Here is a 25,057-nt window from a genome sequence, read left to right as displayed (position 1 = left end):
GAGCGGTCAGCCTCCTTTGACGGACCCGGCCAGAAGGCCGCGGACCAGGTAACGTTGCATTGCGAAGAAAACGAGAATGGGTACCACGATGGCCACGAAGGCCGAGGCAGTAAGAATTTCCCAGTTGCCACCGCGCGAGCCGAGCAGTTCGCGCAGGCGACCTGTCAGCACAAGCTGCTCCTCATTGTTGCCAAGGAAGACGGTGGCAACGAGCAGGTCGTTCCACACCCAGAGAAACTGGAAGATGGCGAAGGAGGCGAGCGCGGGGAAGGATAGGGGCAGGATGATCTTGCGAAAGATTTCGAAATCCGAGGCCCCATCGACGCGCGCGCTCTCGATGATTTCGCGCGGCAGGCCGGCCATGTAGTTGCGCAGAAGATAGATGGCGAGCGGCAGGCCGAAGCCAGTATGCGCGAGCCAGATGCCGATGAATGATTTGCCGATGCCGACCGTGTTGTAGAGGCGCAGGAGCGGGATGAGCGACATCTGAAGCGGCACGACAAGCAGGCCGACAATCGCGGCGAGCAGAAGCGCGCGGCCGGGAAATTCCATCCAGGCCAGAGCATAAGCTGCGTAGGCGGCTATCAGAATTGGGATGACGGTGGCTGGAATGGTCACGGTCATCGTGTTGATGAAGCTCTTGCCGAGTCCTTCGGAGAACAGGACGTTCTCGTAATTTGCGGTGGTGAATTTCGGGGGCTCGACGGAGCTCACGAAAATACGCTGGCCGCGGCCGGGTTCGGGCTGTCCGGCATAGGCAACCGTGTAGTCGCCATTGGCCTCGACGGTGAGTGTGGCGCCACCGCGCAGCTCGGCTTCTTCGCCGACTGCGAAGGCCGACGGGTCGCGTGAAGAAATGCCAAAGCCAGTGACCTCTCCGCTGCCGCCTTCGAACACGTTGCCGGTCAGCACATAGCGGCTGCCTTCCAGCGTGGCATTCTCCGGCGGTGCCGCGCGTGCGACCAGGTTGCGCTCGGATGAGGTCAGTGCCGTCCACCAGCCGCTGACGGCGAGTTGATCCTTGTCGCGCAGCGACGAGACGAGAATGCCGAAGGTCGGCAGCGTCCAAAGGGCCACAAGCAGAATGACGGAAATGTTGACGACCCATGCAAGCGCGGGCCGGGAACCGACGGGCGTGCTCATTTCATGTCCTTCCGTGCTTCGCGGATGTTCCACACCATGATGGGTGTGACCATGGCCATGATGACCAGCGCGATGGTGGATGCGCGGCCGAAGTCCAAACCGCGGAACATCCAGTCGAACATGTAGTTGGCGAGCACCTGGCTGCCCCACTGGCCGTTGGTCATGGCCAGCACGATGTCGAACACCTTGAGAACCAGAATGGTGATCGTGGTCCAGACAACGGCGATGGTGCCCCAGATTTGCGGTACCTTGATCTTGTAGAAAATCTGAAACGGAGAAGCGCCGTCGATAATGGCGGCTTCGATTGTTTCCTCCGGAATGCCGCGGAGGGCGGCGGAAAGAATGACCATGGCAAAACCGGTCTGGATCCAGATCAGGATGACCATCAGGAAGAAATTGTTCCAGAAGGGGATGGTGATCCAGGCCTGCGGCTCTGCCCCGAAGAAAGTAACGATGGCGTTGAGGATGCCGATCTGATCGGAGCCTTCGGCGCGGTAATCATAGATGAACTTCCAGATCACGCTCGCGCCGACAAAGGAGATCGCCATGGGCATGAAGATAAGGCTCTTGGCGACATTGCCCCAGCCGATGCGGTCGGTCAGGGCTGCTGCGATGAGGCCGAAGAAGGTGGCGGCGGCGGGCACGACGATGAGCCAGAGAATGTTGTTCCGCATGCTCTCGCGGAAGGCCGCATCCTTGGCGAGCCAGGCGTAATTGGCCCCGCCGACCCAGCTCTCGCCGCTCGGTCCGAAAAAGGACAGGACGATCGAATTGATAACCGGATAGACCAGATAGATGCCGAGAATGACAACCGCGGGCCCAAGGAACAGCCACGGCCGGATGCCGTTGGCCGCGTTGATGTTTTCGGCCACCCGGCTGCCGCGGGGCGGGTAGATTACGTCGAGCAGCCGATTGGAACCCCAGAAATAGCCGAAACACGCCGCCACGCCGAGCACCATGACCAGCACCGCCTGGACAAGCTTGATATCGGGGAGGACCGTGTTGAGCGCGGCAAAGACGGCGACGGCACACAGCACCGCGAAGACGATGCCAGCCACCATGATGACGAGCGCGATCGCCAGATTCAGAAGGAAACCACCGGGGCCGGGAGAGCCGGCGGGCGGGGCTGTTTCGGTCGAGGAAATTGCCATGACTGCCTCCTGGGGCGCATGCGCAGAAGTTGGCCGTTTCCCGCCGCCTACGGTTCGGGCGGCGGGCTCGTCAGATGTTCGCGCCTATTTGATGGCGTCCCACTCCTTCTGGATGTCGCCGGCGACATCCCCGGCGGACTTGCCGCCGACATAGTCGATCATCCCGGTCCAGAACGCGCCGGCGCCGATCTTGCCGGGCATAAGGTCCGAGCCGTCGAAACGGAAGGTGGTCGCACTGGTCAGGATTTCACCCTGTTTGCGAAGGGCATCATTGGCGTAGGCCTCGGGGTTCACACCCTTGTGCGGGGTCAGGAAACCGGCCTGCGCCATCCATATTTCATGCGCGATGGGGGTTTTCAGGAACTCGATGAAGGCGCGCGCCACTTCCGATTCCTTCGTGATGGCAAACACCGTGCCCGCACCGAGCACCGGTTTGCCCAGGTCTCTGTCTGCATAGGCCGGCAGGTAGAAGAAGTCGGCATCGCGGCCAAGCTGTGTCCCTTCCGGGAAGAAGGATGGGATGAAAGATGCCTGCCGATGCATGTAGCATTTGGGCGGTACGGCAAAGAGCCCCTTGGGGCTGTCGCGGAAGTCGGTGGAGGCCACGGCGCCCGCGCCGCCATCCACATAGTCGTCGTTGCGGGCAAACGCTCCGAATTCCTCGATTGCAGCAACGATCCGTTCATCGTTGAACGGGATTTCATTGGTCACCCACTGGTCGTAGACCTCGGGCGACTGTGTGCGCAGCATCATGTCCTCCACCCAGTCGGTGGCAGGCCAGCCGGTCGCGCCGCCGGAGCCAAGGCCGATGCACCAGGGCGTCTCGCCGTCGGCGACGATCTGCTCGGAGAGGGCTTTCAGCTCTTCCATGGTCTGCGGCACTTGATAGCCGGCATCCTCGAAATTCTCCGGGACGTACCAGACGAGCGACTTCACATCTGCCTTATAGGGAAAAGCGAAGAAAGCTTTGGTCCCGTCCTGATTTTCATACGTGCCAAGATCCACCCAGGATTGACCGGCTGCATAATTGTCCTTCATCCAGTCAGCGGTATCGCTGCCGAGCGGCACGAGCAGGCCTTTGGAGGCAAGGTCGGCGGCGAGGCCCGGTTGCGGAAAGACGGCGACATTCGGCGCACTGCCGGCCTGCGTGTCGATGACGATCTGTTGCTCGAAGGAATCGGAGCCCGAATAGTTGACCTTCGCGCCCGTGGCCTCCTCGAAATAGGCGGTGACGGATTCGATCAGATCCTTGTCGGCGCTGAGCCAGGGGCCGAACAGGCTCATCTCCTGACCGGAGAGGTCGTTTGCGGCCTTGAAATCCTCAAAACTCTGCCAGTTGAAGCGGGCATCCTCGCCCGGAGCGAACTTTAGGTCGGCGGCCTGGGCTGCCGTGACGGCGGCGGTGGTGCCGGCCAGCGCCAGGGCAAGCGCGCCGATTAGCATGGACGTCTTCATGGTTCCTCCACTTGCGGCGCAAGGCCGCTCCTCCTCGGGTCTCTGCATGTCCGGCGCAATGACAACGATTTAAACAAAATTCAAAGCGCTTTGGATATGTGCAGCATCAATCTGTGACGCTCGCGAGTCAAGAGGACAGGATATTTGTTGAAGAAATTCTGGAAAAATACCGCTTTAATGGCGGTTGCTCTGGAAATTGTTGCTTCTGGTGGGGGAGGGGCTTGATCTGCCTGGAAGGCTATGACACCAGTTTTTAAAGCGCTTTGAAAAGGAAACGTGTTGTCTGCCCGAAAAGCGATCAATCTGAAGATGCTCTCGGAAGCTCTAGGACTGTCCCAGACGACCGTCTCTCGGGCGCTCAATGGCTTTCCGGAAGTGGCCGAGAAAACACGCGCCCGGGTGATCGAGGCGGCAGAGCGGCTGAACTATCGCCCAAGCCCCAGCGCTGCGAGCCTGGCGACCGGCAAGTCGCGCATGATCGGCCATGTGGTAAGCCTGTCCGAGCATATCATGATCAACCCACATTTCGCCGACTTCATCGCAGGCGCGGGCGAGGTCTATGGCGAGAACGGCTACGACATTCTGCTGCGGCTTGCCTCCCTTGAGGAGCAGGAGGGCGTCTATCGCGATCTGGTGGATGACCAGCGTGTGGACGGCGTGGTGGTCCATGGCCCGCTCACCGGTGACAGCCGCATTGGCCTTCTCAATGCCCTCGGGCTCCCGTTCGTCGTGCATGGGCGCAGCGATGAGGAGGGAGCGGACTATTGCTGGATGGACGTCAACAACCGCCGCGCCTTTCATCGCGCCACGAAGTTCCTGCTCGATCTGGGCCATCAGCGCGTTGCGCTTGTCAACGGCCTTGAAACGATGAACTTCGCAGACCGGCGTCGGCAGGGCTATGAGGTGGCGCTGGAGGAGGCGGGCATCGTTCTTGACGAGCAACTGCTGCACAGTGCCGACATGGTTGAACCCTATGGCTATCACGCCACACGCGCACTGATGGATCTCGCAGAACCGCCGACAGCCATCGTCGTGGCAAGCGTCCTGCCCGCTATGGGCGTGACGCGGGCGCTGGCCGATCTGGGCCTGCGTGCAGGCGAAGACGTGTCGATCATCGCCTTCGATGACTGCCTCTCCTTCCTGCAGTCCGGCTATAAGGGCAGGACGCCTGACATTCCATATTTCACGGCGGTTCGGTCCTCCATCCGCGACGCGGGCAAGCGCGTGGCCCAGATGCTGCTTGAGCGCATCGAGAATCCTGCGGGACCGTTGCAGAGCGAATTATGGGAAGCCGATTTTGTAATCGGCCAGACCACCGCACCGCCGCGTCGGCGCTGATAGCGAGCAAAACATCTACGATTGAACCCGGGAGACCCTCATGTCCGCCACCGACACGGAAACCATGGAGCTTGACTTCTCCCGCGCGGATTTCCCGGACGATTTCGTCTTCGGAACGGCGACCTCGAGCTACCAGATCGAGGGTAGCCGGTTTGGCGGCTGTGGCACATCGCATTGGGATACCTTCGCCGCCACCCCCGGCAATACGGTTCGTGGCGAGGACGGGGCGACAGCCTGCGCCCATTACCACCGCTGGGAAAGCGATCTGGACCTGGTGCGGGATGCCGGGTTTGACTGCTATCGTTTCTCGACATCCTGGTCGCGTATCCTGCCGGAAGGGCGCGGTGTGCCCAATGCCGGAGGGCTCGATTTCTACGACCGTCTCGTTGACGGCATGCTGGCACGGGGGCTGAAGCCTTTCGCCACGCTCTACCATTGGGATCTGCCGGCGCCGCTTGCTGATCTTGGCGGCTGGCGCAACCGCGACATTGCAGGCTGGTTTGCCGATTATGCAGAAGTGGTGATGAAGCGCATCGGCGACCGGGTGGCGACGGCGGCCACCGTCAACGAACCGTGGTGCGTGGCCTGGCTCAGCCATTTCATGGGCGAGCATGCGCCGGGCGTGCGCGACATTCGCGCCGCCGCACACGCCATGCATCATGTGCTTCTTGCACATGGGCGGGCGACGCAGGCCATGCGGGCGCTGGGCATGGGCAATCTCGGCCTTGTCACCAATTTCGAGTATGCGGCACCTGCCGATGACAGCGAAGCGGCGAAAAGGGCCGCCCGCCTCTATGATGGAATCTACAATCGCTGGTTCCTGGGCGGAGTGTTCGACGGGGCCTATCCGGAGGACGTGCTGGTGGGGCTTGGCCCCCACATGCCGGAAGGCTTCGAGAACGATTTCGACATCATCGGTACGCCGGTCGACTGGCTCGGTGTCAATTATTATACGCGCAAGCTGATCGCGCCGGACGGCTCAGGCCAGTTTCCGGCGCTGAGGGAAATCGAGGGGCCGCTGCCCAAGACGCAGATGAACTGGGAAATCTATCCTGAAGGTCTGCACCATTTCATCACCTGGGTGCATGATACCTACACCAAGGGTCTGCCGATCTATGTGACGGAAAACGGCATGGCCTCGCCCGATCAGGTGCTGAACGGAAAAGTGGCGGACCCTTCCCGCATCGATTTCCTGAATCGACATCTCGGCGCGGTGCGGCGCGCGATGGCCGGGGGCGCTCCCGTGAAGGGCTATATCGTCTGGTCGCTTCTCGACAATTACGAGTGGGCGCTTGGCTATGAGAAACGCTTCGGTCTCGTGCATGTCGATTTTGAAACGCTGGAGCGCACGCCCAAGGCCTCGTGGCATGCGCTCGGGCGTGCGCTGAGACGCTAGGGTCAGGACCCATTAATATGGCCGCAATGGCGATCGATAGACCAAGAGATGCAAGGAGAAACCCGCAGAGCGGGGTCCTCCCCCGGTCAAGGGGTTTGACGTGGCAGGTCGCCGGTCTATCGAGCGTCCTTCGGATCGGCCTGATTTGCACGGCCTACTTTGTCGCAAGACCTTGAAAGACATGAAGTCTTCCTGTGGTCTTGCTTCGCGTATCCGCACAAATCAGGCCGACCATTGCGACCATATTAATAGGTCCTGACCCTAGGTTCTGACCCTAAGGCCTGCTCAGACCGAACGGGTAGCGCCGCCGTCGATCCGGACCTTTGTTCCGGTGACATAGGAGGCGCGCTCGGAGGCGAGGAAAACGGCCATGTTGGCGAATTCCTCCGGATCGCCGTAGCGCCCCATCGGAATGGTCTCTGCTGCTGCCGCGGAAACCTCTTCCACCGGCTTTCCGGAGCGGCTTGCCGCGGCGGTGTCGAGTTCGACGACGCGCTGCGTGTGGATGCGCCCGGGCATCAGGATGTTGACCGTCACGCCATCGCGGGCGACTTCCGTGGCCAGTGTCTTCGACCAGCCGACGATTGCCGAGCGAATGCCGTTAGACAGCGCCAGAACCGGAATCGGCTGTTCCACGCCAGACGAGGTAACCGTCAGAATGCGGCCCCATTTGCGCTCTCGCATGGCTGGAAGGAGACGCCCGGTCAGGTGAAAGATATTGGCGGCCATCGTCTCGAAATTCGCGATCCAGTCGCTGCGTCTGGCATCGACGGCGGTGGAAGGGGGCGGGCCGCCGGTGTTGTTCACAAGAATGTCGACGCCTCCATCGGCCAGCAGCCTGTCAGCGAGATCGTCTATCGCGGCGTGATCGGAAAGATCGAGCTCATGAGCCTCGACCGAACCCGCGCCTGCCGGCAGGTCCCTGGCCCAGGCCTCGATCTTGTCCCTGCTGCGTGCGGCTGCGACCACGGTCGCGCCTTCCTTCGCCAGCCCCTGGGCGATGGCGGCGCCGAGGCCGCGGCTTGCGCCGAGCACCAGGGCGCGCTTGTTCTTCAGTCCTAGATCCATCGGCAAATTCCCGGATTGATGCACCGCCGGCCGCATTGCTGTGGTCCGGCCATGGCGCTGGATGGTGGGTTTTCTCACCCTGGGTGAGGTGGCGCGATTGGGCACGATTCAGAACAGGATTGCAAGTCTCGAGGGGACGCTGTACAGCGATCCGCCGCCCTGCGCTGTGCCTTCAAATCTTGGTAACGGACAGTCTCCGAATGTTATGTCTACTGCCGAAACTAAACCGCAATTAATGCGTTGAAAGCGCGTGGTTTGTGCCGCGGCTTCACCCTGAGTTTTCTTGCATACGAGTTCCATATATGGACCGACGATCCTTCCTTGTTTCCTGCCTGTCAGCATCGCTGTTGGGTACGTCCAGCCTGACGGCCCTTGCAACCCATGCGCGCGCTGAAGACGTTGCCGCGCAAGGTGTTGATGTGAAGGGAGAGGCGCGGCCTTTTTCCTTCGAGGCGCTTACGGAGGCGATGAAAAACAAGGCTTCCGAGCCCTTCGCCAAAGCCGAATTCAAGCTCCCCGAGCAGATTGCCGGGCTGACCTACGACCAGCACCGGGCGATTCGTTTCCGGCCCGACCACGCATTGTGGCAGGGTGAGGCCCCGTTCGAACTGCAGGCCTTTCACATGGGCTGGCTGTTCAAAGAGCCGGTGCGCCTTTACGCGGTGGAGGGCGAGGCTGCCGCGCCGATCCTCTTCACCGGTCGCGATTTCGAGTATCGCAAGCCGCTTGACCCCTCGCGGTTCGAAGATCTGGTCATGGAGGGCGAGGCGGGCTTTCGTCTGCATTATCCGCTCAATGCACCCGATGTGATGGATGAGCTGGTGTCCTTCCTAGGTGCGAGCTACTTCCGTGCGCTCGGCCGGGACACACTCTACGGATTATCGGCACGCGGGCTGGCCATCGGCACCGCGACAACCAGCGGGGAAGAGTTTCCGCGCTTCACCGACTTCTATATCGAGAAGCCCAACCGGCGCAGCAAGGAAGTGACCGTCTATGCCGCGCTCGACAGCGAGAGTGTGACGGGTGCCTATCGCTTTGTGATTGCGCCTGGCCGCAACACGGTCATGACCGTGACGGCCCGCCTCTTCGCCAGAAAGGCCATCGGGCGGCTCGGCGTCGCGCCGATGACATCCATGTTCCTTTTCGCCGAAAACAATGACAGCGCATTTGATGATTACCGTGGCCAGGTTCACGACAGCGACGGGCTGAAGATCGTCCGTAAGGATGGTGACGAGCTGTGGCGCAATCTGAACAATCCGTCCGAGCTTGCCACGTCGTTCTTTTCCGAAGACAGCCCACAGGCATTCGGCCTCTACCAGCGCGATCGTGATTTTGCGCATTTCCAGGATGCGGGCGCTCATTATGAGCGCCGGCCGTCGCTCCTCGTGGAGCCGCTTGAAGCCTGGGGACGCGGCAACATCACACTTGTCGAGATACCGACCGATCTCGAGGTCAACGACAACATCGTCGCGTTCTGGGTTCCTGAAAAGGACGTTGAAGCGGGAGATGCGCTTGAGTTCAACTATCGCCTGACCTGGGGTGCCATCGATGAGCCGACCAACCGGTTTGCACGGGTCATGGCGCTTCGCAGTGGCGAGGGCGGTGTCTCCGGTGTCAAGAACGAGGAGGGGTTGCGCAAGTTCGTCGTCGATTTCGATGGCGAGGTTCTGCGGAACCTTCCGGGCGATTCAAACATTGAAGCAGTTGTGAATGTCAGCCGTGGCGAGATTGCGCATTCGGCGGTTTCCCGCATCGACAGCAATGGCATGTGGCGTCTCGTGATCGACCTCAAACCGAGCGGTGCGGGACCTGTTGAAATGAGCGGTCACCTCAAGCTCGATGACAAACGCCTTTCTGAAATCTGGAGTTATCAGTGGAGAGATGCAGATGACGCACGTTCGTGAGACGGATAGCCAGCCGATGACGTATGGCCGTCACGCTCTGCCGGTTGCGCCCATGGCGATGCCCGAGCAGGTGCTGGAACGCCGGCGTGCGCGCCCCGCGCTGTTCTCCGTGCTGCTCAAGCGACTGGCCTGGAAGTGAAATTACGGGCCCGATTGAGAGACGGGAATGGTGGTCGGTGAACCCATGAGAGTGTGATGGTCAGTGTAAGACGCGTATTGTCGATCCTTTTCTGCCTGCTTATGGCAGGGCTCGTCGCCTCGCTTGCCGTCGGCTATTTTTCAGCCGATGGCATTCAATGGATCGACGCCGTCCGCATCGTGCTGCTGGCCGCCAGCACAGCCTGGCTCGCATGGGGCGCGGCGTATGCGTTCAACGGGCTCTTAAGCTCGCCCTTCAGGGAGAGAAAGCAGTCATTCGAACTGACGCCGGCCAGCGCACGAACGGCGGTGCTCGTCCCTGTCTACAACGAAGATCCGGTCAAAACGTTTTCGCATGTGGCCGCGATGATCGGCAGCCTTCACACGCTTGGCGTTGCCGGCCGCTTCGATTTTGCGATCCTGTCTGACACGCGTGACGAGCGCGTTGCGGCGGAGGAAGAGCGCTGGTTCGAGCGCCTGCAGGCGGAATGCGGCGCACACACGGCCATCTATTACCGGCGGCGGGAGCAGAACACGGGCAAGAAAGCCGGCAATGTTGCTGATTTCATTCGGACATCTGGCGCGATGTATGAATACATGATCGTGCTCGATGCCGACAGTCTGATGGAAGGCGCGACGATGGCCGAGATGGTGCGGCGCATGGAGGCGGAACCCAGGCTCGGTCTCCTGCAGACCCTGCCGAAAATCGTCCATGCGCGTTCTTTCTTCGGCCGGGCGATGCAGTTTTCCACCAGCTATTACTCCCCGGTTTATACGCGTGGCCTGGCCGCGCTGCAGGGAGAGTCCGGGCCGTTCTGGGGGCACAATGCGATTGTCCGTACACGTGCTTTCGCCCAGAGCTGTGGCCTTCCCGAGCTCTCCGGTGCACCGCCATTTGGCGGGCATATACTGAGCCACGACTATGTCGAAGCAGCGCTTTTGACCCGCAATGGCTGGATTGTGCGGGTCGATCCCGATCTGGCTGGCTCCTATGAAGAGGGACCGGATAATGTTGTCGACTTCGCCAAGCGCGACCGTCGGTGGTGCCAGGGTAATCTTCAACATGGCCGCGTGATGGTGGCTCCGGGCCTCAAGCCCTGGAGCCGGTTCGTGTTTGTCCAGAACATAATGGCTTATGTGACCTCACCGCTCTGGGCGCTGTTCATCATTGCCTCGATCGCCGCACCGCTGCTGAAGGGCGTTCCGGACTATTTCCCCGAGCCGGGGCTTTTTCCCGTGTTTCCACGCGTTGAGCAGGGGCTGGCGCTGACGCTGCTCGTCGGCGTTTTTGGCCTGTTGATCGGCCCCAAGCTTCTGATTGTTCTGCGTGGCGCACTGAGTGGCGTTAACGATGCGTTCGGCGGCACCGGTCGCGCTCTTCTCAATACGCTGACGGAGATTCTGTCCACCAGCCTGCTCGCGCCGATCATGCTCATGTATCAGTGCCGGGCGGTGATGGAAGTGTTTCTCGGGATGGATGGCGGCTGGCCCGCCACCGACCGGGAAGCCGGCTCTGTCAGCCTTTCAGAAGCGTGGTCTGCGAGCTGGTGGATCAGCGCCACTGGACTGGTGACGCTGGGGCTGGCCTTCCAGTTTGCTCCGGAATATGTCGGCTGGCTGCTTCTGGTGGCAGGGCCGCAGGTCTTCGCGCCTCTCCTGATCCAGGTCAGTTCGCGGAGCGCGCTCGACGCTGCGGAAGCCGGGCTTTTCCAGACCGCGGATGACCGCGATCCTTCACCAGTGGTCCTTCGTCAGGAAGTCATACTTTCCCGTTGGCGCGGCGCCGCACAGACTGCGCCCGTAAGCCAGCCGGTGGCGGAACCGGCGCTCAAGCCCGCTGACGCGGAACAGTGAGGCTGCCTCATGAACGCCCCCTTCATTCCTTCAAGCGTTGGCCGTGACCAGCGCCTGGACGTGTTCCGTGGTCTGGCGCTGATCACGATCTTCATCAACCACGTGCCCGGCAATCTCTATGAGAACCTGACGTCGCGCAATTTTGGCTTTTCCGACGCGGCCGAGGCTTTCGTGCTCATGTCTGGCATCGCCGTGGGGCTTGCCTATTCACGCGGGTTTCGCGGAGGAGCCTTCTTCTCCTCATGCATGAAGGTCTGGAGGCGTGCCGGCCTGCTCTATGTGACGCATATTGTTACGTCGTTCATGGCCATTGCCCTTGTCGCCGGCGGGGCGCTCTATCTCGGTGTCTTCGAGATGCTCAGCCGGATCAATTTCGGGCCGCTTCTGACGAAGCCACTGCAGACCATGGTCGGCGTGCCGCTGCTTGGCCATCAACTTGGCTACTTCAACATTCTGCCGCTTTACGCCATGCTTCTGCTGATCTCGCCGCTCTACATTATGATCGGCCTGCGCAGTCCGCGGGTGCTGATCGGCGTGGCCGTTGGTGTCTGGCTTCTTGCGGGTGCTTTCCGCCTGAACCTGCCGAATTATCCGAACCCGGGTGGCTGGTTCTTCAACCCGATAGCCTGGCAGCTTATCTTCGCTGTCGGCATCGCCGGCGGGCTTTGCATGCTGGAGGGGAGAAAGCTCGTTCCCTATCGTGCCTGGCTGTTCTGGCTGTGCACTGCCTTCCTCGCATTCTCCTGTGTCTGGGTTTCGCTCAGGGCAGGGGCGCTGCCGGGACGCAGGATGCTGCCGTTCTTCATTGCCGGGTTCGACAAGACTTTCCTGTCGCTGCCGCGCCTTCTGCATGCGCTGGCTCTCGCCTATGTTCTGACCAATGTCGCCTGGGTGGTGCGCGCTTTTCAATGGCCTGTGTTCCGCCCGGTCGAACTGATGGGCAGGAACGGTCTCGCCGTCTTCGCGACCGGTTCGGTTCTGGCGATCGCGCTGCAGATCCTGCGTTTGCGCCATGAAACCAGTTTCGCTTCTGATGCAGTCCTCCTGAGTGCCGGTATCGCCATTCAGTATGCCGTTGCCCGCTTCCTTTCCTGGCAGAAGTCAGGGAAGAAGGATGCACCTCGCGCAGCGGAACGCAGGTTCATGCCAGGTCCGGCGGAGAAAGAGCGCCTCAGCGAGACCGTTTGACAGTCTGCCGGACGCTGAATTTTGCGCGGCGTATAAAGCCACGGACATGTGTTCCTGATCTGAACGGTGGTTGTTTCTGGTCCGTCGGTTCTGGCCGTATGCCGACTTGTGTTCCTTCTTTGCGCGGGTAGCGAAGCCGCGGAAACCTGGTGGGTCTTTCCCAGACACCCTTGACAGGGCGCGCAACTCATCCATTATGAAAGCGCTTTCACTTTGAGGAGAGGGGGACGTTGAATCAGCTCTGGGTTACGCTTGCGCCGCACCTGCCCTTCATGCTCGACGGGTTTCTGCTCACCGTGTTCGCCTGTACGCTGGCGATCATCGGGGCGGTCCTCATCGGGGCATTGATGGCGTCGCTTCGCACGTCCGGAAACCGGATCGTGCGCGGGGTTGCGTTCGCCTATAGCGACGTGTTTCGCAACACGCCGTTCATCGTTCAGCTCTTTTTCTTCTTCTACGGCCTTCCGGAAATCGGCATCTATATCGGTGCGTTCGAGACCGGGGTGATCGCCCTGTCGATCATCGGCGGCGCGTTTGTTTCCGATGTCATCCGCTCGGGCATTCTGGCGGTGGATCAGGGTGTGATCGAGGCGGCGAAGGTGAGTGGCCTCAGCCGCTGGACCATTTTTACCAGAATCGTTCTGCCGATTGCGCTGCGCACCTCCGTGCGCCCGATGGGCTCGGTGCTGATCAACATGGTTCTGACCTCCTCGATCCTGTCGACCATCACGATCAATGAACTGACGGGCACCACCAAGATCGTGGCTTCGACGACCTTCAAGCCGTTCGAGGTCTATCTCGTGCTGCTCATTCTCTACGCCTCGCTCACCTATGCGCTCTCGCTTCTGATCAACACGGTTCACAGGCGGCTCAACCGGGCGATGGATACGGGAGGTGCGGCATGAGATATGCGGACTTCACGCCCTATGATCTGGTGCTGCTTGCGCAGGGGCTGGGCGTCACGGTGGGGCTCTTCACGCTCACCACGCTTGTCGGCCTTCTGATTGCGGCGCTCTTCACCCTGGTCGACTATTACCGCGTGCCGGTGCTGCGGCAGGTGATCGTCACGATCAGCGAAGCACTCAAGAACTCGCCGGTTCTGGTTCAGCTCTTTCTGGTTTTCTTCGGCCTGCCGGCCTTCTTTCACATCAACATGACGCCATTCATGGCGGCATCGCTGACCATCAGCCTGAACACGGCGGCGTTCGCATTCGTGATCTTCCGCTCGGGCATCGATGCGGTGGAGGCGGAGCAGGTGGCGGCGGCAAAGGTCTATGGGCATTCGCGCTGGCAGATCCTGCGCTTCGTGCTTCTGCCGCAGGCTGCCGCGTTCTCCATCGGGCCGCTGGTCGGTCTTCTGGTGAACCAGCTTCAGGTCACATCGCTGATCTCGGTCATCGGCGTGTTCGATCTGACCAAGATCGGCAACATTCTCAATCTGCGCACGCTTGAGCCGTTCATCGTGTGGAGCGTGGTGGGGCTCCTCTACTACGCGCTGGCAAAGCTTCTGGCGAGTGTGGGCGCGCGCATTGAAAAGCGGCTGCGCAGGTCGGTCGTCTGGGAAGGAATCTGACATGATTGTCATTGAAAACGTCGAGAAGCGTTTTGGCGAAACGACGGTTCTGAAGCGCATCAACCTGAACATCTCCGAAGGCGAGGTGGTGACCATTCTGGGCTCAAGCGGTTCGGGAAAGTCGACGCTGATCCGCTGCATCAACGGGCTGGAGGCCCTCTCTGGCGGGAGCATCACCGTCGATGGCAATGATGTGTCCACCAAAGCGGGGCTCGCGGCGGCGCGTCGGCGCTCGGCGACGGTGTTCCAGCTGTTCAATCTCTACCCGCACATGACGGCGCTGGAGAACATCACGCTGGCGCCGATCAACGTTTTGAAGAAGCCGCGCGCGGAAGCCGAGGCGCGGGCGCGCGAGCTCATGAAGCTGGTGGGGCTCGCCGATCTTGCGACAGCCTATCCGCAGCGCCTGTCGGGCGGTCAGCGTCAGCGCGTGGGCATCTGCCGGGCGCTTGCGATGGACCCGCGTTACCTGCTTCTGGACGAGGTGACGAGCGCGCTCGATCCGGAGATGACGGGCGAGGTTCTGGACATTCTGGCCGAGCTTGCGCGCGGGGGCACGACGATGCTGTTCGTGACCCACGAGGTCGAATTTGCGCGGCGCATTTCCAGCCGCATCGTTTTTCTGGAGCAGGGCGAGCTCATCGTCGACATGCCCACCGAACGTTTCTTTGCGGAGGATGGCGGCTTTGCCGTGCCGCGCATTCGCCAGTTCCTGACCAAGATGAAGAAAGACTGACGCGTGATACTTCTTGCCAATTGCGAGGCCGAAGCCGGATTTTCCGAATCCATTGCCGACCTGAAGAACGGAAAATCCGCCGTGGATGCGCTGGTGCGCGGCATCGGCTTCGTGGAGGCCGATCCGAAGGTGCGCAGCGTCGGCTATGGCGGCTGGCCCAACATGCTGGGCGTGATGGAATGCGACGCCGGCGTGATGGACGGAACGACCCGCGCCGTGGGCACGGTGGCCGCCGTGCCACGCACGCTGCATGTGGCCGCACTCGCCTGCGAGGTGATGCGCCGGCTGCCCCATGTAATGCTGACCGGAGAGGGCGCGCGCAGGTTTGCAGATGAAATCGGTTTCAATTCCGATGAGATGCTCTATCCCGACAGCAAGCGCGTCTGGTGGGAAAAGCTTGACGGCCTGATGACCGAGGAACAGAAGGGCACTTTCCCCGACACGCCTCTGGCGGGGCTTCTGGGCGCGATCACCGACCCCGAGCGGGTGCGCGACACGACCGTTTTTCTGGGGCAGGACCAGACCGGCGGGATCGCGACCGTCACCTCGACTTCGGGCTGGGCGTGGAAATATCCGGGCCGCGTGGGCGACAGCCCGATCCCCGGCGCAGGCTTTTACGCCGACAGCCGCTATGGCGCGGCGGCGTGCACGCATACTGGCGAGATGACCATGCGTTCGGCGACGGCGCACGCAATCGTGCACGGCATGAAATGCGGTCTGTCTCTCGATGACGCGATCCAGAGCGCTGCCGACGATCTGCTCGCGCTCGACACCGGTTTCATCGGCGAAGTGGTGATCCACGCGCTCGACACGCACGGTAATCACCGTGTCGTCAATCTCCATGGCCAGGGGACCGTTGCCTACTGGTTCTGGGAGCCTTCCATGGCCGCTCCGGAAAAGCGGCAATCGCAACCGATTTGATCCAAGAAGGAGGAGTTCAATGAAATCACTTGTGAAGAAAACCATCGTGGCGCTGGCGGCCTGTGCCGCGCTCGCCGGACCGGCGGCAGCCGGCATGCTGGATGACATCATCGAGCGCGGCAAGGTGCGCATCGGCGTGTCGCTGGGCGGTGAGCCCATCGGCTTCCGTGACGACAAGAACAACCCCGTCGGCTACGACGTGGACGTGGCCACCCTGCTTGCCGAGAAGATCGGCGTGCCGGTGGAGTTCACCGACGTTTCTGGCGATGCGCGCGTTTCGATGCTGGTTTCCGGCCAGCTCGACATCGTGGTCGCAAACACGTCTGCAACGCTGCCCCGCGCCAAGGCGGTGAGCTTCTCGATCCCCTACAACCGCGCAGGCCTGCGCGTGATTGCCCAGACCGATGCGGGGATCAAGACCCTCGCTGATCTCGATGGCAAGCGCGTCGTTGTGGGGCGTGGCACCACGGGCGAAGCCTTCCTGAAGCGTGAAGTGCCGGGTGCGGAGCTGGTCTATACCGACACGTTTTCGCCGGACGGCGTTCTGCTTCTGCGCCAGAAGCGCGTTGACGCCGGCATCGAGGATTCCTCCATGCTCGACTATCTGGCGGCAAAGGAAGAAGGTCTGGTCACGGTGCCGGGTCTTTATTCCAACGATCCGATCGGCATTGCCGTCGCCAAGGGAGATCCGGACTTCGTGCGCTGGCTCGACATGTTCGTCTCGGACTACATCCAGTCCGGCGCCTATGAGGCGAACTACAAGAAATGGTGGGGCGAAGACGCCAACCCGCCGGAGCTGAACCCGCTCTGGTAAACCCGAATGGCCCGCTGGCGAGCAACCTTGCCGGCGGGCATTCTCGTTATCCGGTGCTGCGCTCGACGAAACGGGTGCGCAGCTCATGCACTTCCGGGTGGTCGCGATAGCCGGCCGGATCCTTCAGAAACATCGAAATGCCATGGATCAGTTCCGCCCTGTCAAAGCCGATCGAGGAGATGTCGAAGGCGTTGAAATTGGCGTTCACCACGGCGTCGAACCCGTAGAGACGATAGTCGCGCGGCGGCAGAAGATCGCGCGCTCTCAGCCCGTCCATCATGCCCATGGCCATGGCGTCCGAGGTGCAGAAAATCGCATCGGGAAGGCTGGCGCCGTCTATGCTACGAGCGAGGGCAAGCCCCGACGCGTAGGAATAATCGCCCTGCAGTTCCTGAACGAGATCGAGACCAGCCCCGGCGCAGATGTCGCGATAGGCCTGAATGCGGGCTTGCTCGATGAGCGAGGTCTGACGGCCGGTGACCAGCGCGCCGGTTTTCGCCCCGCGTTCCAGCGCACGCGTCACCGCCTCGCGAATGCCCGCCGCCTCGTCAATCGTGATGTAGGCGGACTTGGCGTCGAAGCGCCCGTTGAGCATCAGCACATTGTCACTGTGGAAGAGCGTGCGCACGCCCTCGGCATCCGCAAAGTCGGAAAAGACGAGCGCTGCATGAACATGAAACGCGGCGCTGTTGCGCAGGAAATCTTCGATCTTCTCGGTGTTGCCGACACGGATGATGACCGCCTGCTTGCCAAGCGCCTGGATCGCTTCGAGCAGCGGGTCGAACAGGTCGAGATCGGAAAGATCGGTGATGTGGTTGACGATGACCGCCACCATGTCGAGCGAATTGGTGGCCAGACCGCGCGCCAGTGGGTTCTGGTTGTAGCCAAGCTCCGCGGCCGCCTTCAGAACACGCTCGCGCTTCTCGCGCGAGACCGGACGGCGCTCCGGCGAGAGCGCACGGGAGACAATCGCCGGCGCCACGCCCGCCCGCTTCGCGACATCGGCAATCGTCGGCCTTTTGCGTCGCGCGGGTTTGTCTTCGGGCATGGATTCTTCCGGTTTTCTTGTAATGTTCTGGCCTTCGCGGCCTTATGCCATCAAACACGAAAGAATTGAAATGATATGTTGTTTTGACATCGGCGGGTCCAAGGCCGTCGTTGCCGACATGGGATCGGACAACAGGCCGGTCATTCGCGGCAGGCAGGCGACGCCCGCGCGCGATTACGACGCTTTCCGCGAAACGGTGAAGGCGATGGCGGGAGAGGGCGATGCACCGGTGGGCATCTCCATCGCGGCGGTGATCGATCCCGTGACCGGGCTTGCGCGCAGCGCGAACATTCCCTGCATCACCGGCCGCAACGTGGCGGAGGATCTGCGCGAAACACTCTCGCGCCCGGTCTATGTCATCAATGATGCGAATGCCTTTGCGCTCGCCGAAGCGCAGACGGGCGCAGGCATCGGGCACCGGCAGGTGCTTGCCGCAATCATCGGAACGGGCATTGGCGGCGCGGTGGTGATCGATGGCCGCGTGATGACGGGTGCGACCGGCAATGCCGGCGAATGGGGCCACGGACCGGCCAGCGCCATGCGCACGGGCACCGTGCTGCCGGCGATTGAATGCGGCTGCGGGCAGGTGGGCTGCGTCGACACGCTGGGCGCCGCGCGTGGCATCGAGCGGCTGCACCGGCACCTGCACGGCATCGAGAGCGACAGCGTGACGATCCTCGCGCAATGGCATGCCGGTGAGGAGCTGGCGACACGCACCGTTGATGTGTTCCTCGACATTGTCGGCGGCGCGCTGGCCAACATCGTCAACATGGTCGATCCGTCCATCATCCCGGTCAGCGGCGGGCTGGCACAGGATGAAGCACTCATTGAAGCGCTTGATGCGGAGGTGCGCCAGCGCTGTCTGATCGAGCGCAGCGAACGGCTGCTTGTCCCGGTTCTGGGCGGGGCGGAAAAGGCGCTGGTGGGCGCTGCAATCTTTGCAAGGGAGGCACATGATGCGGGCAACGCTTGAGGTTTGCGTGGACACGCTTGAAGGCGTGGAGGCCTGCGTTGAGGGCGGGGCGGATAGGATCGAGCTGTGCTCCGCGCTGCCACTTGGCGGGCTGACACCCTCGCCGGGCCTGATGCGGGCAGCGGCGAAATGCAATGTGCCGGCCTATGCCATGATCCGGCCGCGCCAGGGCGATTTCTGCTTCAGCGAGTGCGAAGTTGCGCTGATGCTGGATGACATCGCAGCGGCGCGCGATGCCGGCCTCGCCGGTGTGGTGCTGGGTGCGGCGACCGCTGACGGCCTTCTCGACGAGCGAACGCTTGCGGCGCTATGCGAAGCGAGTGCGTGCATGGGCCGCACGCTACACCGCGTGATCGACACGGTGGAGGATCGGCTGGCGGCAATCGAGACTGCGGTCGCGCTTGGCTTTGAGAGAGTCCTGACCTCCGGCGGCGCCCTGACGGTGCTGGAGGGGAAGGATGCCCTTGCTGCCATGCATACCCATGCGGACGCGCGCATCGAGATCATGGCCGGGTCGGGTGTCTCGACTGAGAATGTCGAAGCGATCGCGCGCTCAACCGGCATCCGCTCGTTTCATGCCTCCTGCAGTGAAGCAATGGCCGCCGACGACAGGCTGGCCCGCTTCGGTTTCACGTCGCCCGTGGAGCGGCGAACGTCGGCGCGGCGTATCTGTGAGATGCAGGCTGTTTTGCAGCGCATTTCCGGACCGAAGGAGACTTGAGCGCCGGGCTTCGGACACGCGGGCCTATTTGCCCTCCGTGTCCTGCCAGTCCTTCGGCAGGTTGGGCTCCTGCACGAGCGGTGCAAGGAGAACCTTGCCGTAGATCGGGCCATGGCGCCTGCGCTGTTCAGGGTCTTCCTTGAAGGAAAGCGCGTACTGGCCGATCTGATGGAAATAGGTCAGCCGGGCACGCACAAGGCTTTCCTCCGGGCCGTAGCCCATGGCGCGAAAGGCACGCTGAAGAAGCGTGATGCGCAGGTCGTCCATGGCCGCCACTTCTCTGCCGAGCGCTTTGGAGGTGCGTGACCAGTCGCGTACTGCAAGATCCAGCAAGGGGCTGAAGGGCTTTTCGTCCACCCAGATATGAACGATCTCTGTGAAGAACTGCAGGCCATCGATGTCGGTGACGTCGCGCTTTGCCTCGAAGGGCGCGCAGTTCGCGCGGCGCCATTCGTTCAGCAGTTCGTCGTGGAGATCCTTCAGGCTGGAAAAGTGAAAATAGAAACTTCCGCGCGTGACTTTGAAGTGACGGGCGAGCCGGTCGATTTTGACCTCGGCGATGCCGCGCTTCTCCAGCACCTTTCGCGCAGCTTTTACCCAGGCCTCGCGGCTCAGCGTCTGGCGCGGTGAGGACTTTGGGTCCGAGGCGAGTTTTGCATTCGTCTTTCTTGCCAACGCTGTCTCCACTTCGAATGGGTTGCCGGGCCCGGGCCAGGCAGAACTCAGAATTGGACCATAGCGACCCGGCTTCCGCTAGCAGAAGTTGCGCGCGCGGTCATCCCATGCCTTATGGGAGTGCGCTGATGCGATCGAGCATCAGGTCGAAGAACGGCGCCGGTTCGATCCGCCGCAGCACATTGACGTTCTTCTCTTTCCCGGTGACGTGCCACCAGTCGACGACGGTCATGCCGATGGTCTCGGATGACGAAATATCGACGGTCACGTAACACTGGCGCTGTTCATAGATATTTGGGGAAAGCAGATAGCCCGTCACGCAGGCATCGTGGATCGGCCGCGCCCTGGTGGGGAATTTGTGATCGCCATACTGGCAATAGAATTCAGCCATGTTGGCGGCTTCCAGGGCCGCGCGGCTGCCCGTGGCGCGCAGGGTTCCAAGCCACTCCGGTGTCATCTGCGCCGTGTAGGTGCAGTCAATCGGCGCCATGGTGACCGGGACGCCCGAATGGAACACTTTGTGAGCTGCATGTGGATCGACGAAAATGTTGAACTCCGCCGCAGGCGTCGCATTCCCTCCTTCGAAGAAACCGCCCCCCATCAGCACCACTTCGCGGATGCGCGGGACGATACGCGGCTCCATGGTCATGGCCATGGCGAGGTTGGTCATCGGCCCAAGCGTGCATACGGTGATCTCGCCTTCGCGCGCGGCCATGATCGTGCGCACCATCCAGTTGACTGCATGCTCGTCCTGTACGGGGGTTGCCGGTTCGGGCAGTTCCGCGCCGTCGAGGCCGGTCTCGCCATGGACGTATTCCGCTGTCATCAGCTTCTTCACCATTGGCGCCGGGCACCCCGCGAAGACGGGGACGTCCGGGCGTCCCGCCAGTTCCACGACCTTGAGTGCGTTTTTTGTGGTCAGCGAAAGAGGCACGTTGCCGCCGACGGTTGTGATGCCGACCACTTCAAGGTCTTCAGGAGAACCCAGGGCGAACAGGATTGCAAACGCGTCGTCCTGTCCCGGGTCGGTATCGATGATGATTTTCCGTGGCGCCATGCTCGTTATCCAATTCCGTCTGCTGCGGCTATTGCCGACCACAATCTGATATGCATAAATACAGTACTGTATGGTATCTTCAAGCTGGGATGGTGGTCATGTCAACGATTACACGCGGCGAGTTCTCCGAAATTCCTGTTCTCGACGTCTCCGGTCTCTATGGAGGCGATGAGGACGCGGTGCGCGCGGTTGCTTCAACTCTGCGCGGTTATCTGGAGAATATCGGCTTCCTCTATATCGTGGGCCATGAGATTTCTCAGTCCGACATCGAGGCCGTGCGTGAGGCGAGCAAGCAGTTCTTTGCTCTTCCGGAAGAGGAAAAACTGAAGCTGCGGATCGACAGGAACTTCCGCGGCTATCTGCCTTTTGCCGGTTCCACGATCGTTACCTCTTCGGTTGCCACCGTCAGCAAGCCGAACCAGAGCGAATCGATTTTCTTCATGCACGAGGTCGATGCAAACGACCCGCGTGTTGCTGCAGAAAAGCCGCTGCAGGGGCCCAACCAGTGGCCGGACGCCGCGCTACTGCCGGAGTTCCGTGAGACCATCGAGCGCTATGTCGCGCAGATGACCACGCTGGCCCGCAAGATGGTCGGTGCAATTTCAATCTCGCTCGGTTTGTCGCCGGACGAACTGAACGCCCATTTCGACGACCCGACAACCTTCCTGCGGCTTCTGCACTATCCCACGCAGAAGGCGGAAGAGGGGCTTTTCGGCTCTGCGCCACATACGGATTATGGGTTCATAACGCTGCTCGCGCAGGATGACGTCGGGGGACTTGAAGTGAAAAACAAGGCCGGAGACTGGGTGCCGGCGCCGCCGATCGCCAATTCCTTTGTCATGAATGTGGGCGACATTCTCGCCCGCTGGTCGAACGACGTCTTCGTTTCCACGCCGCACCGCGTGATCAACCGTTCGGGCCGCGAGCGCTATTCGCAGCCCTTCTTTTTCGACCCGTCGATGGAAGCTCTGATCGAAGCCCTGCCGGCCTGCGTCGCGGAAGGTGCCGCAGCGAAATACGAGCCGGTGCTCTATGGCGATTATCTGATGGAGCGGATCGACAAGAACTACCATTACCGCAAGAAGCAGGCAGCCCAGGAGAGCGCTGCGCGCTGACAGGCGGAGGTGATGCGGCCCTGACGGTCCCAAGGGACGCCAGGGCCGTTTTGCAAAGGGTTATGCAGCCGAGCTTCGGCATATAAGAATGGATTGAGAGGAGAACGGGTATGAACAGGCATCTTAAGCAACTCGCATGCGCTGGTTTCGCCGCCCTGCTTGGCGGGTGGAGCGTTTCGGCGATGGCTGCCGATGTTTCGAAATCGCCGGAGGTCGAAGAGACGGGCAAGCTGACGGTCGCAAACACGATCGACTTTGCGCCATTCGAATATCTCGATGCCGATGGCAAGCCGACCGGCATCATCATCGAACTGGCCGGCGAAGTCGCCAAACTTGTGGATGCCGAGCTTGATGTTCAGCGAACCCCGTTCCCGTCGATGATCCCGGGTCTGGCTGCCGGTCGCTTCAAGATTGCCTGGGAAACCTTCTCGGCCAATCCGGATCGTTTGAAGCAGGTCGATTTCGTGATGTTCATCAAGGCCGGCATTGCCGCCTCCACATCACCGGAAAAGAAGGACGAGTTCACAGGGGAATTGCCTCTTTGCGGCAAGCGCGTCGGCGTTTCGGCCGGCAGTGCGTCTGACTTCCTCGTCGACAAGCTGACCGCCGAATGCACGGAGAAGGGGCTCGAGCCCATCGACAAGTCGGTGTTCAATTCCTCAACGGACATTATCCAGGCGGTGCTTGCCGACCGCGTTGATGCGCGTATGGACGATGCGACCGCCTCCAGCTATTTCGAGGTCACGAGCAAGGGCCAGCTGGTCGTGCTGCCGACGCTCTATGACGTTGCGCCGCTCGGCCTTGCCATCGCCAAGGACGACAAGCCGACCGCCGACATGATGGTTTCGGCCCTTTCCGAACTGTTCGAGAATGGCACCTACCAGTCTATCCTCGAGAAATACGGAATGGGCGCCTATGCGATCAAGGAACCCTATTTCGTCGGTGACATGGAAGCGCTGCGGGCCGAGTGATCGGCCCATAGCGTCATTGCAGTGAATTTGGAGAAACGATGAGCAAGGTCGACGCGAGCGAAACTCGCCCCCAGCCATCCTCCCTGGTCGCGGATGTCGACCGTCTCGTCGTGGTGCCGCGCCGCAACTATGGCATATGGATCGGTACCGCACTCACCCTGGTGCTCTCGTTCTTCATTCTGCGCGCTTTCGCCGTGAATCCGGCTTTTGGATGGGAGACAGCCGCAGGCTATCTCTTCCATCCCTCTATCATGCGCGGTCTGCTGAACACGCTGATCCTTACCGTGGTGATCATGGCGCTGGCCATCATCATTGGCACGGTGGTGGCGGTCATGCGGGTTTCTCCGAGCCCCGTCCTGCGTGGTTTCGCAGGGGCTTATGTGTGGTTCTTTCGCGGTGTCCCGGCGCTGATCCAGCTCATCTTCTGGTTCAATCTGGCGCTTCTGGTCCGCGAGATTTCGCTGACGCTGCCGTTTGTCGGCGAGGTGTTCTCGATCCGCACAAATGACTTCATGACGCCGTTCTTCTCTGCCGTTGTCGCCCTGTCGCTCTGTGAAGCGGGGTATATGGCCGAGATCATCCGCGCGGGCATCAAGTCGGTGCCTTCGGGGCAATCGGAAGCAGCAAGCGCGCTCGGCATGCCCTATCGCAACATCCTGAAACGCATTGTCCTGCCGCAGGCCATGCGTTTCGTCGTGCCGCCCACGGGCAATGAGGCGATCAATCTTCTCAAGATGACCTCGCTCGTGACCTTTATCGCGGTCGATGACCTTTTCTATTCGGCGCAGTCGATCTATGCGCGCACCTTCGAGACCATCCCGTTGCTCATCGTGGTTGCGGTCTGGTATCTCGCGGTTGTCTCCATCATGTCGGTGGGGCAGCACTTTCTGGAGCGCCATTTCGGCCGCAGCGAGACCCGGACGGATTCATGGGCACTGCGCGTCATTCGCAATGCATTCGGATCCCGCGCCAAGGAATTTTCAGCATGAGCAACACGCCAAGCGAAAATCGCGCGCGCTTTGGCGTGCCGGAAAACTCCATGGTGTTTGCCCGCGGCGTGCGCAAATCCTATGGTCCGCTTGAGGTGCTGAAGGGCGTGGACATCGATGTACCGGCCGGTTCGGTTGCATGCATCATCGGCCCGTCCGGCTCCGGAAAAAGCACGTTTCTGCGCTGCATCAACCATCTGGAGAAACTGACTGGTGGAATTCTTCTCGTTGATGGCGCCTTTGTGGGGTACGATCTGCGGGACGATCGTCTCTACGAGGTAAAGGACGACGAGCTTTGCCAGCGGCGCGCCGAGATCGGCATGCTGTTTCAGTCCTTCAATCTGTTCTCTCACATGACGGTGATGGAGAATCTGGTCGAAGCGCCCATCCATGTGCGTCGGATGCCGGCGGAACAGGCAAAGGCTGAAGCTCTGGAGCTGCTGGCGCGCGTGGGGCTGTCCGACAAGGTCGACCGGTATCCGCGGGAATTGTCAGGCGGTCAGCAGCAGCGCGTGGCCATCGCCCGGGCCATGGCGATGAAGCCCAAGGTGCTTCTTTTTGACGAGCCCACTTCCGCACTCGACCCCGAGCTTGTGGGTGAGGTTCTGCAGGTGATGCGTGATCTCGCCGAAGCCGGCATGACCATGGTCGTTGTCACCCACGAGATCGGCTTCGCCCGCGAAATCGGCGATCAGCTTATTTTCATGGATGGCGGCGTGATCGTCGAGCAGGGCGATCCGCGTGAGATGATCGCCAACCCGCAATCGCCGAGGACGCGGGAGTTCCTCTCAAAGGTTCTCTGAGGGGCCGCCTTTCCGAAGCACGTTCT

At 61.3% G+C, this 25,057-nt stretch carries 24 protein-coding genes; 17 read left to right on the top strand and 7 right to left on the bottom strand.

What is annotated here, in order from left to right; translation table 11 throughout:
• Nucleotides 1-6 precede the first annotated feature (6 nt).
• The 3 genes from BLW55_RS06660 to BLW55_RS06650 all read right to left on the bottom strand — a co-directional run bounded on the left by BLW55_RS06660 (nucleotide 7) and on the right by BLW55_RS06650 (nucleotide 3,749).
• The gene (locus tag BLW55_RS06660) at nucleotides 7-1,143 is read right to left on the bottom strand and encodes a carbohydrate ABC transporter permease (protein ID WP_090327675.1); all 1,137 of its coding nucleotides are present in this window, start codon (nucleotides 1,141-1,143) and stop codon (nucleotides 7-9) included.
• Nucleotides 1,140-2,294, bottom strand: a complete 1,155-nt coding sequence (locus BLW55_RS06655) for a carbohydrate ABC transporter permease (protein WP_090327672.1) — start codon at nucleotides 2,292-2,294, stop codon at nucleotides 1,140-1,142. Before BLW55_RS06655 ends, BLW55_RS06660 begins: the two co-directional genes overlap by 4 nt.
• An 84-nt stretch (nucleotides 2,295-2,378) precedes the next feature.
• Nucleotides 2,379-3,749, bottom strand: a complete 1,371-nt coding sequence (locus BLW55_RS06650; RefSeq protein WP_090327670.1) for an ABC transporter substrate-binding protein — start codon at nucleotides 3,747-3,749, stop codon at nucleotides 2,379-2,381.
• Nucleotides 3,750-4,028: 279 nt separating this feature from the next.
• Between BLW55_RS06650 and BLW55_RS06645 the strand changes: the two genes are divergently transcribed.
• Both BLW55_RS06645 and BLW55_RS06640 read left to right on the top strand, forming a co-directional pair.
• The gene (locus tag BLW55_RS06645; RefSeq protein ID WP_007008653.1) at nucleotides 4,029-5,087 is read left to right on the top strand and encodes a LacI family DNA-binding transcriptional regulator; all 1,059 of its coding nucleotides are present in this window, start codon (nucleotides 4,029-4,031) and stop codon (nucleotides 5,085-5,087) included.
• A gap of 40 nt (nucleotides 5,088-5,127) precedes the next feature.
• The gene (locus BLW55_RS06640) at nucleotides 5,128-6,483 is read left to right on the top strand and encodes a GH1 family beta-glucosidase (protein ID WP_090327668.1); all 1,356 of its coding nucleotides are present in this window, start codon (nucleotides 5,128-5,130) and stop codon (nucleotides 6,481-6,483) included.
• Nucleotides 6,484-6,768: 285 nt separating this feature from the next.
• Here the strand turns inward: BLW55_RS06640 and BLW55_RS06635 are convergent, their stop codons facing one another.
• Nucleotides 6,769-7,551: an SDR family oxidoreductase gene (locus BLW55_RS06635; RefSeq protein WP_090329910.1), complete on the bottom strand. Its 783-nt coding sequence runs from the start codon at nucleotides 7,549-7,551 to the stop codon at nucleotides 6,769-6,771.
• Nucleotides 7,552-7,853: 302 nt separating this feature from the next.
• Here BLW55_RS06635 and BLW55_RS06630 point away from each other — a divergent pair, with 302 nt between their 5' ends.
• The 9 genes from BLW55_RS06630 (at nucleotide 7,854) to BLW55_RS06595 (ending at nucleotide 16,679) form a co-directional block, all read left to right on the top strand.
• Nucleotides 7,854-9,455 carry an OpgD/OpgG family glucan biosynthesis protein gene (locus BLW55_RS06630; RefSeq protein ID WP_177175037.1) on the top strand — a complete coding sequence of 534 codons (1,602 nt, stop codon included), beginning with the start codon at nucleotides 7,854-7,856 and terminating at the stop codon, nucleotides 9,453-9,455.
• Nucleotides 9,439-9,594: a hypothetical protein gene (locus BLW55_RS20765; protein ID WP_155983348.1), complete on the top strand. Its 156-nt coding sequence runs from the start codon at nucleotides 9,439-9,441 to the stop codon at nucleotides 9,592-9,594. The genes BLW55_RS06630 and BLW55_RS20765 overlap by 17 nt, the downstream gene beginning before the upstream one ends.
• Nucleotides 9,595-9,650: 56 nt before the next feature.
• Entirely contained in the window at nucleotides 9,651-11,447 is a 1,797-nt protein-coding gene (gene mdoH / locus BLW55_RS06625; RefSeq protein WP_090327663.1) for a glucans biosynthesis glucosyltransferase MdoH, read from the top strand.
• A 9-nt stretch (nucleotides 11,448-11,456) separates the two neighbouring features.
• A complete protein-coding gene (locus BLW55_RS06620) occupies nucleotides 11,457-12,635 on the top strand; it encodes an OpgC family protein (RefSeq protein WP_090327661.1) in 1,179 nt (392 codons plus the stop codon).
• A gap of 230 nt (nucleotides 12,636-12,865) precedes the next feature.
• Entirely contained in the window at nucleotides 12,866-13,540 is a 675-nt protein-coding gene (locus BLW55_RS06615; RefSeq protein WP_244509006.1) for an amino acid ABC transporter permease, read from the top strand.
• Nucleotides 13,537-14,208, top strand: a complete 672-nt coding sequence (locus BLW55_RS06610; RefSeq protein ID WP_090327658.1) for an ABC transporter permease subunit — start codon at nucleotides 13,537-13,539, stop codon at nucleotides 14,206-14,208. The genes BLW55_RS06615 and BLW55_RS06610 overlap by 4 nt, the downstream gene beginning before the upstream one ends.
• Before the next feature lies 1 nt (nucleotide 14,209).
• The gene (locus BLW55_RS06605; RefSeq protein ID WP_090327656.1) at nucleotides 14,210-14,944 is read left to right on the top strand and encodes an amino acid ABC transporter ATP-binding protein; all 735 of its coding nucleotides are present in this window, start codon (nucleotides 14,210-14,212) and stop codon (nucleotides 14,942-14,944) included.
• 3 nt (nucleotides 14,945-14,947) lie between these two features.
• On the top strand, nucleotides 14,948-15,865 hold the full coding sequence (locus BLW55_RS06600; protein WP_090327655.1) for an isoaspartyl peptidase/L-asparaginase: 918 nt from the start codon (nucleotides 14,948-14,950) through the stop codon (nucleotides 15,863-15,865).
• A 19-nt stretch (nucleotides 15,866-15,884) separates the two neighbouring features.
• Entirely contained in the window at nucleotides 15,885-16,679 is a 795-nt protein-coding gene (locus BLW55_RS06595; protein WP_065815700.1) for a transporter substrate-binding domain-containing protein, read from the top strand.
• A 46-nt stretch (nucleotides 16,680-16,725) separates the two neighbouring features.
• On the opposite strand, the gene BLW55_RS06590 is transcribed toward BLW55_RS06595, so the two are convergent.
• Nucleotides 16,726-17,727, bottom strand: a complete 1,002-nt coding sequence (locus BLW55_RS06590; RefSeq protein ID WP_090327653.1) for a LacI family DNA-binding transcriptional regulator — start codon at nucleotides 17,725-17,727, stop codon at nucleotides 16,726-16,728.
• 70 nt (nucleotides 17,728-17,797) lie between these two features.
• Between BLW55_RS06590 and BLW55_RS06585 the strand changes: the two genes are divergently transcribed.
• Together BLW55_RS06585 and BLW55_RS06580 are read left to right on the top strand one after the other, a co-directional pair.
• The gene (locus BLW55_RS06585; RefSeq protein ID WP_177175036.1) at nucleotides 17,798-18,700 is read left to right on the top strand and encodes an ROK family protein; all 903 of its coding nucleotides are present in this window, start codon (nucleotides 17,798-17,800) and stop codon (nucleotides 18,698-18,700) included.
• On the top strand, nucleotides 18,681-19,421 hold the full coding sequence (locus tag BLW55_RS06580) for a copper homeostasis protein CutC (RefSeq protein ID WP_177175035.1): 741 nt from the start codon (nucleotides 18,681-18,683) through the stop codon (nucleotides 19,419-19,421). The genes BLW55_RS06585 and BLW55_RS06580 overlap by 20 nt, the downstream gene beginning before the upstream one ends.
• A 24-nt stretch (nucleotides 19,422-19,445) precedes the next feature.
• Here BLW55_RS06580 and BLW55_RS06575 read toward each other — a convergent pair whose 3' ends face one another.
• Complete coding sequence (locus BLW55_RS06575) at nucleotides 19,446-20,096, bottom strand: TetR/AcrR family transcriptional regulator (RefSeq protein ID WP_090327648.1); 651 nt, start codon at nucleotides 20,094-20,096, stop codon at nucleotides 19,446-19,448.
• 112 nt (nucleotides 20,097-20,208) lie between these two features.
• Nucleotides 20,209-21,153 (bottom strand): nucleoside hydrolase, encoded by a 945-nt coding sequence (locus BLW55_RS06570; protein ID WP_090327647.1) that lies wholly within the window; start codon nucleotides 21,151-21,153, stop codon nucleotides 20,209-20,211.
• A 98-nt stretch (nucleotides 21,154-21,251) separates the two neighbouring features.
• Between BLW55_RS06570 and BLW55_RS06565 the strand changes: the two genes are divergently transcribed.
• The 4 genes from BLW55_RS06565 to BLW55_RS06550 all read left to right on the top strand — a co-directional run bounded on the left by BLW55_RS06565 (nucleotide 21,252) and on the right by BLW55_RS06550 (nucleotide 25,031).
• Complete coding sequence (locus tag BLW55_RS06565) at nucleotides 21,252-22,268, top strand: isopenicillin N synthase family dioxygenase (RefSeq protein WP_090329908.1); 1,017 nt, start codon at nucleotides 21,252-21,254, stop codon at nucleotides 22,266-22,268.
• A gap of 110 nt (nucleotides 22,269-22,378) precedes the next feature.
• Nucleotides 22,379-23,239 carry an ABC transporter substrate-binding protein gene (locus BLW55_RS06560; protein ID WP_090327645.1) on the top strand — a complete coding sequence of 287 codons (861 nt, stop codon included), beginning with the start codon at nucleotides 22,379-22,381 and terminating at the stop codon, nucleotides 23,237-23,239.
• 38 nt (nucleotides 23,240-23,277) lie between these two features.
• Nucleotides 23,278-24,228, top strand: a complete 951-nt coding sequence (locus BLW55_RS06555; RefSeq protein ID WP_007008671.1) for an amino acid ABC transporter permease — start codon at nucleotides 23,278-23,280, stop codon at nucleotides 24,226-24,228.
• On the top strand, nucleotides 24,225-25,031 hold the full coding sequence (locus BLW55_RS06550; protein ID WP_025029115.1) for an amino acid ABC transporter ATP-binding protein: 807 nt from the start codon (nucleotides 24,225-24,227) through the stop codon (nucleotides 25,029-25,031). The genes BLW55_RS06555 and BLW55_RS06550 overlap by 4 nt, the downstream gene beginning before the upstream one ends.
• The last annotated feature ends 26 nt before the right edge of the window (nucleotides 25,032-25,057 follow it).

The sequence above is a fragment of the Nitratireductor aquibiodomus genome (assembly GCF_900105565.1).
In the GTDB taxonomy this organism is placed as follows: Bacteria; Pseudomonadota; Alphaproteobacteria; order Rhizobiales; family Rhizobiaceae; genus Nitratireductor; species Nitratireductor aquibiodomus.
Note: the sequence above shows the minus strand (reverse complement) of the source record. Positions and strands in the feature narration are given on the sequence as shown.

Coding starts and splice junctions, on each gene's coding strand:
- BLW55_RS06660 (WP_090327675.1), bottom strand. CDS start 1,143: ATGAGCACGCCCGTCGGTTCCCGGCCCGCGCTTGCATGGGTCGTCAAC.
- BLW55_RS06655 (WP_090327672.1), bottom strand. CDS start 2,294: ATGGCAATTTCCTCGACCGAAACAGCCCCGCCCGCCGGCTCTCCCGGC.
- BLW55_RS06650 (WP_090327670.1), bottom strand. CDS start 3,749: ATGAAGACGTCCATGCTAATCGGCGCGCTTGCCCTGGCGCTGGCCGGC.
- BLW55_RS06640 (WP_090327668.1), top strand. CDS start 5,128: ATGTCCGCCACCGACACGGAAACCATGGAGCTTGACTTCTCCCGCGCG.
- BLW55_RS06635 (WP_090329910.1), bottom strand. CDS start 7,551: ATGGATCTAGGACTGAAGAACAAGCGCGCCCTGGTGCTCGGCGCAAGC.
- BLW55_RS06630 (WP_177175037.1), top strand. CDS start 7,854: ATGGACCGACGATCCTTCCTTGTTTCCTGCCTGTCAGCATCGCTGTTG.
- BLW55_RS20765 (WP_155983348.1), top strand. CDS start 9,439: ATGACGCACGTTCGTGAGACGGATAGCCAGCCGATGACGTATGGCCGT.
- mdoH (WP_090327663.1), top strand. CDS start 9,651: ATGGTCAGTGTAAGACGCGTATTGTCGATCCTTTTCTGCCTGCTTATG.
- BLW55_RS06620 (WP_090327661.1), top strand. CDS start 11,457: ATGAACGCCCCCTTCATTCCTTCAAGCGTTGGCCGTGACCAGCGCCTG.
- BLW55_RS06610 (WP_090327658.1), top strand. CDS start 13,537: ATGAGATATGCGGACTTCACGCCCTATGATCTGGTGCTGCTTGCGCAG.
- BLW55_RS06605 (WP_090327656.1), top strand. CDS start 14,210: ATGATTGTCATTGAAAACGTCGAGAAGCGTTTTGGCGAAACGACGGTT.
- BLW55_RS06595 (WP_065815700.1), top strand. CDS start 15,885: ATGAAATCACTTGTGAAGAAAACCATCGTGGCGCTGGCGGCCTGTGCC.
- BLW55_RS06590 (WP_090327653.1), bottom strand. CDS start 17,727: ATGCCCGAAGACAAACCCGCGCGACGCAAAAGGCCGACGATTGCCGAT.
- BLW55_RS06585 (WP_177175036.1), top strand. CDS start 17,798: ATGATATGTTGTTTTGACATCGGCGGGTCCAAGGCCGTCGTTGCCGAC.
- BLW55_RS06580 (WP_177175035.1), top strand. CDS start 18,681: ATGATGCGGGCAACGCTTGAGGTTTGCGTGGACACGCTTGAAGGCGTG.
- BLW55_RS06570 (WP_090327647.1), bottom strand. CDS start 21,153: ATGGCGCCACGGAAAATCATCATCGATACCGACCCGGGACAGGACGAC.
- BLW55_RS06565 (WP_090329908.1), top strand. CDS start 21,252: ATGTCAACGATTACACGCGGCGAGTTCTCCGAAATTCCTGTTCTCGAC.
- BLW55_RS06560 (WP_090327645.1), top strand. CDS start 22,379: ATGAACAGGCATCTTAAGCAACTCGCATGCGCTGGTTTCGCCGCCCTG.
- BLW55_RS06555 (WP_007008671.1), top strand. CDS start 23,278: ATGAGCAAGGTCGACGCGAGCGAAACTCGCCCCCAGCCATCCTCCCTG.
- BLW55_RS06550 (WP_025029115.1), top strand. CDS start 24,225: ATGAGCAACACGCCAAGCGAAAATCGCGCGCGCTTTGGCGTGCCGGAA.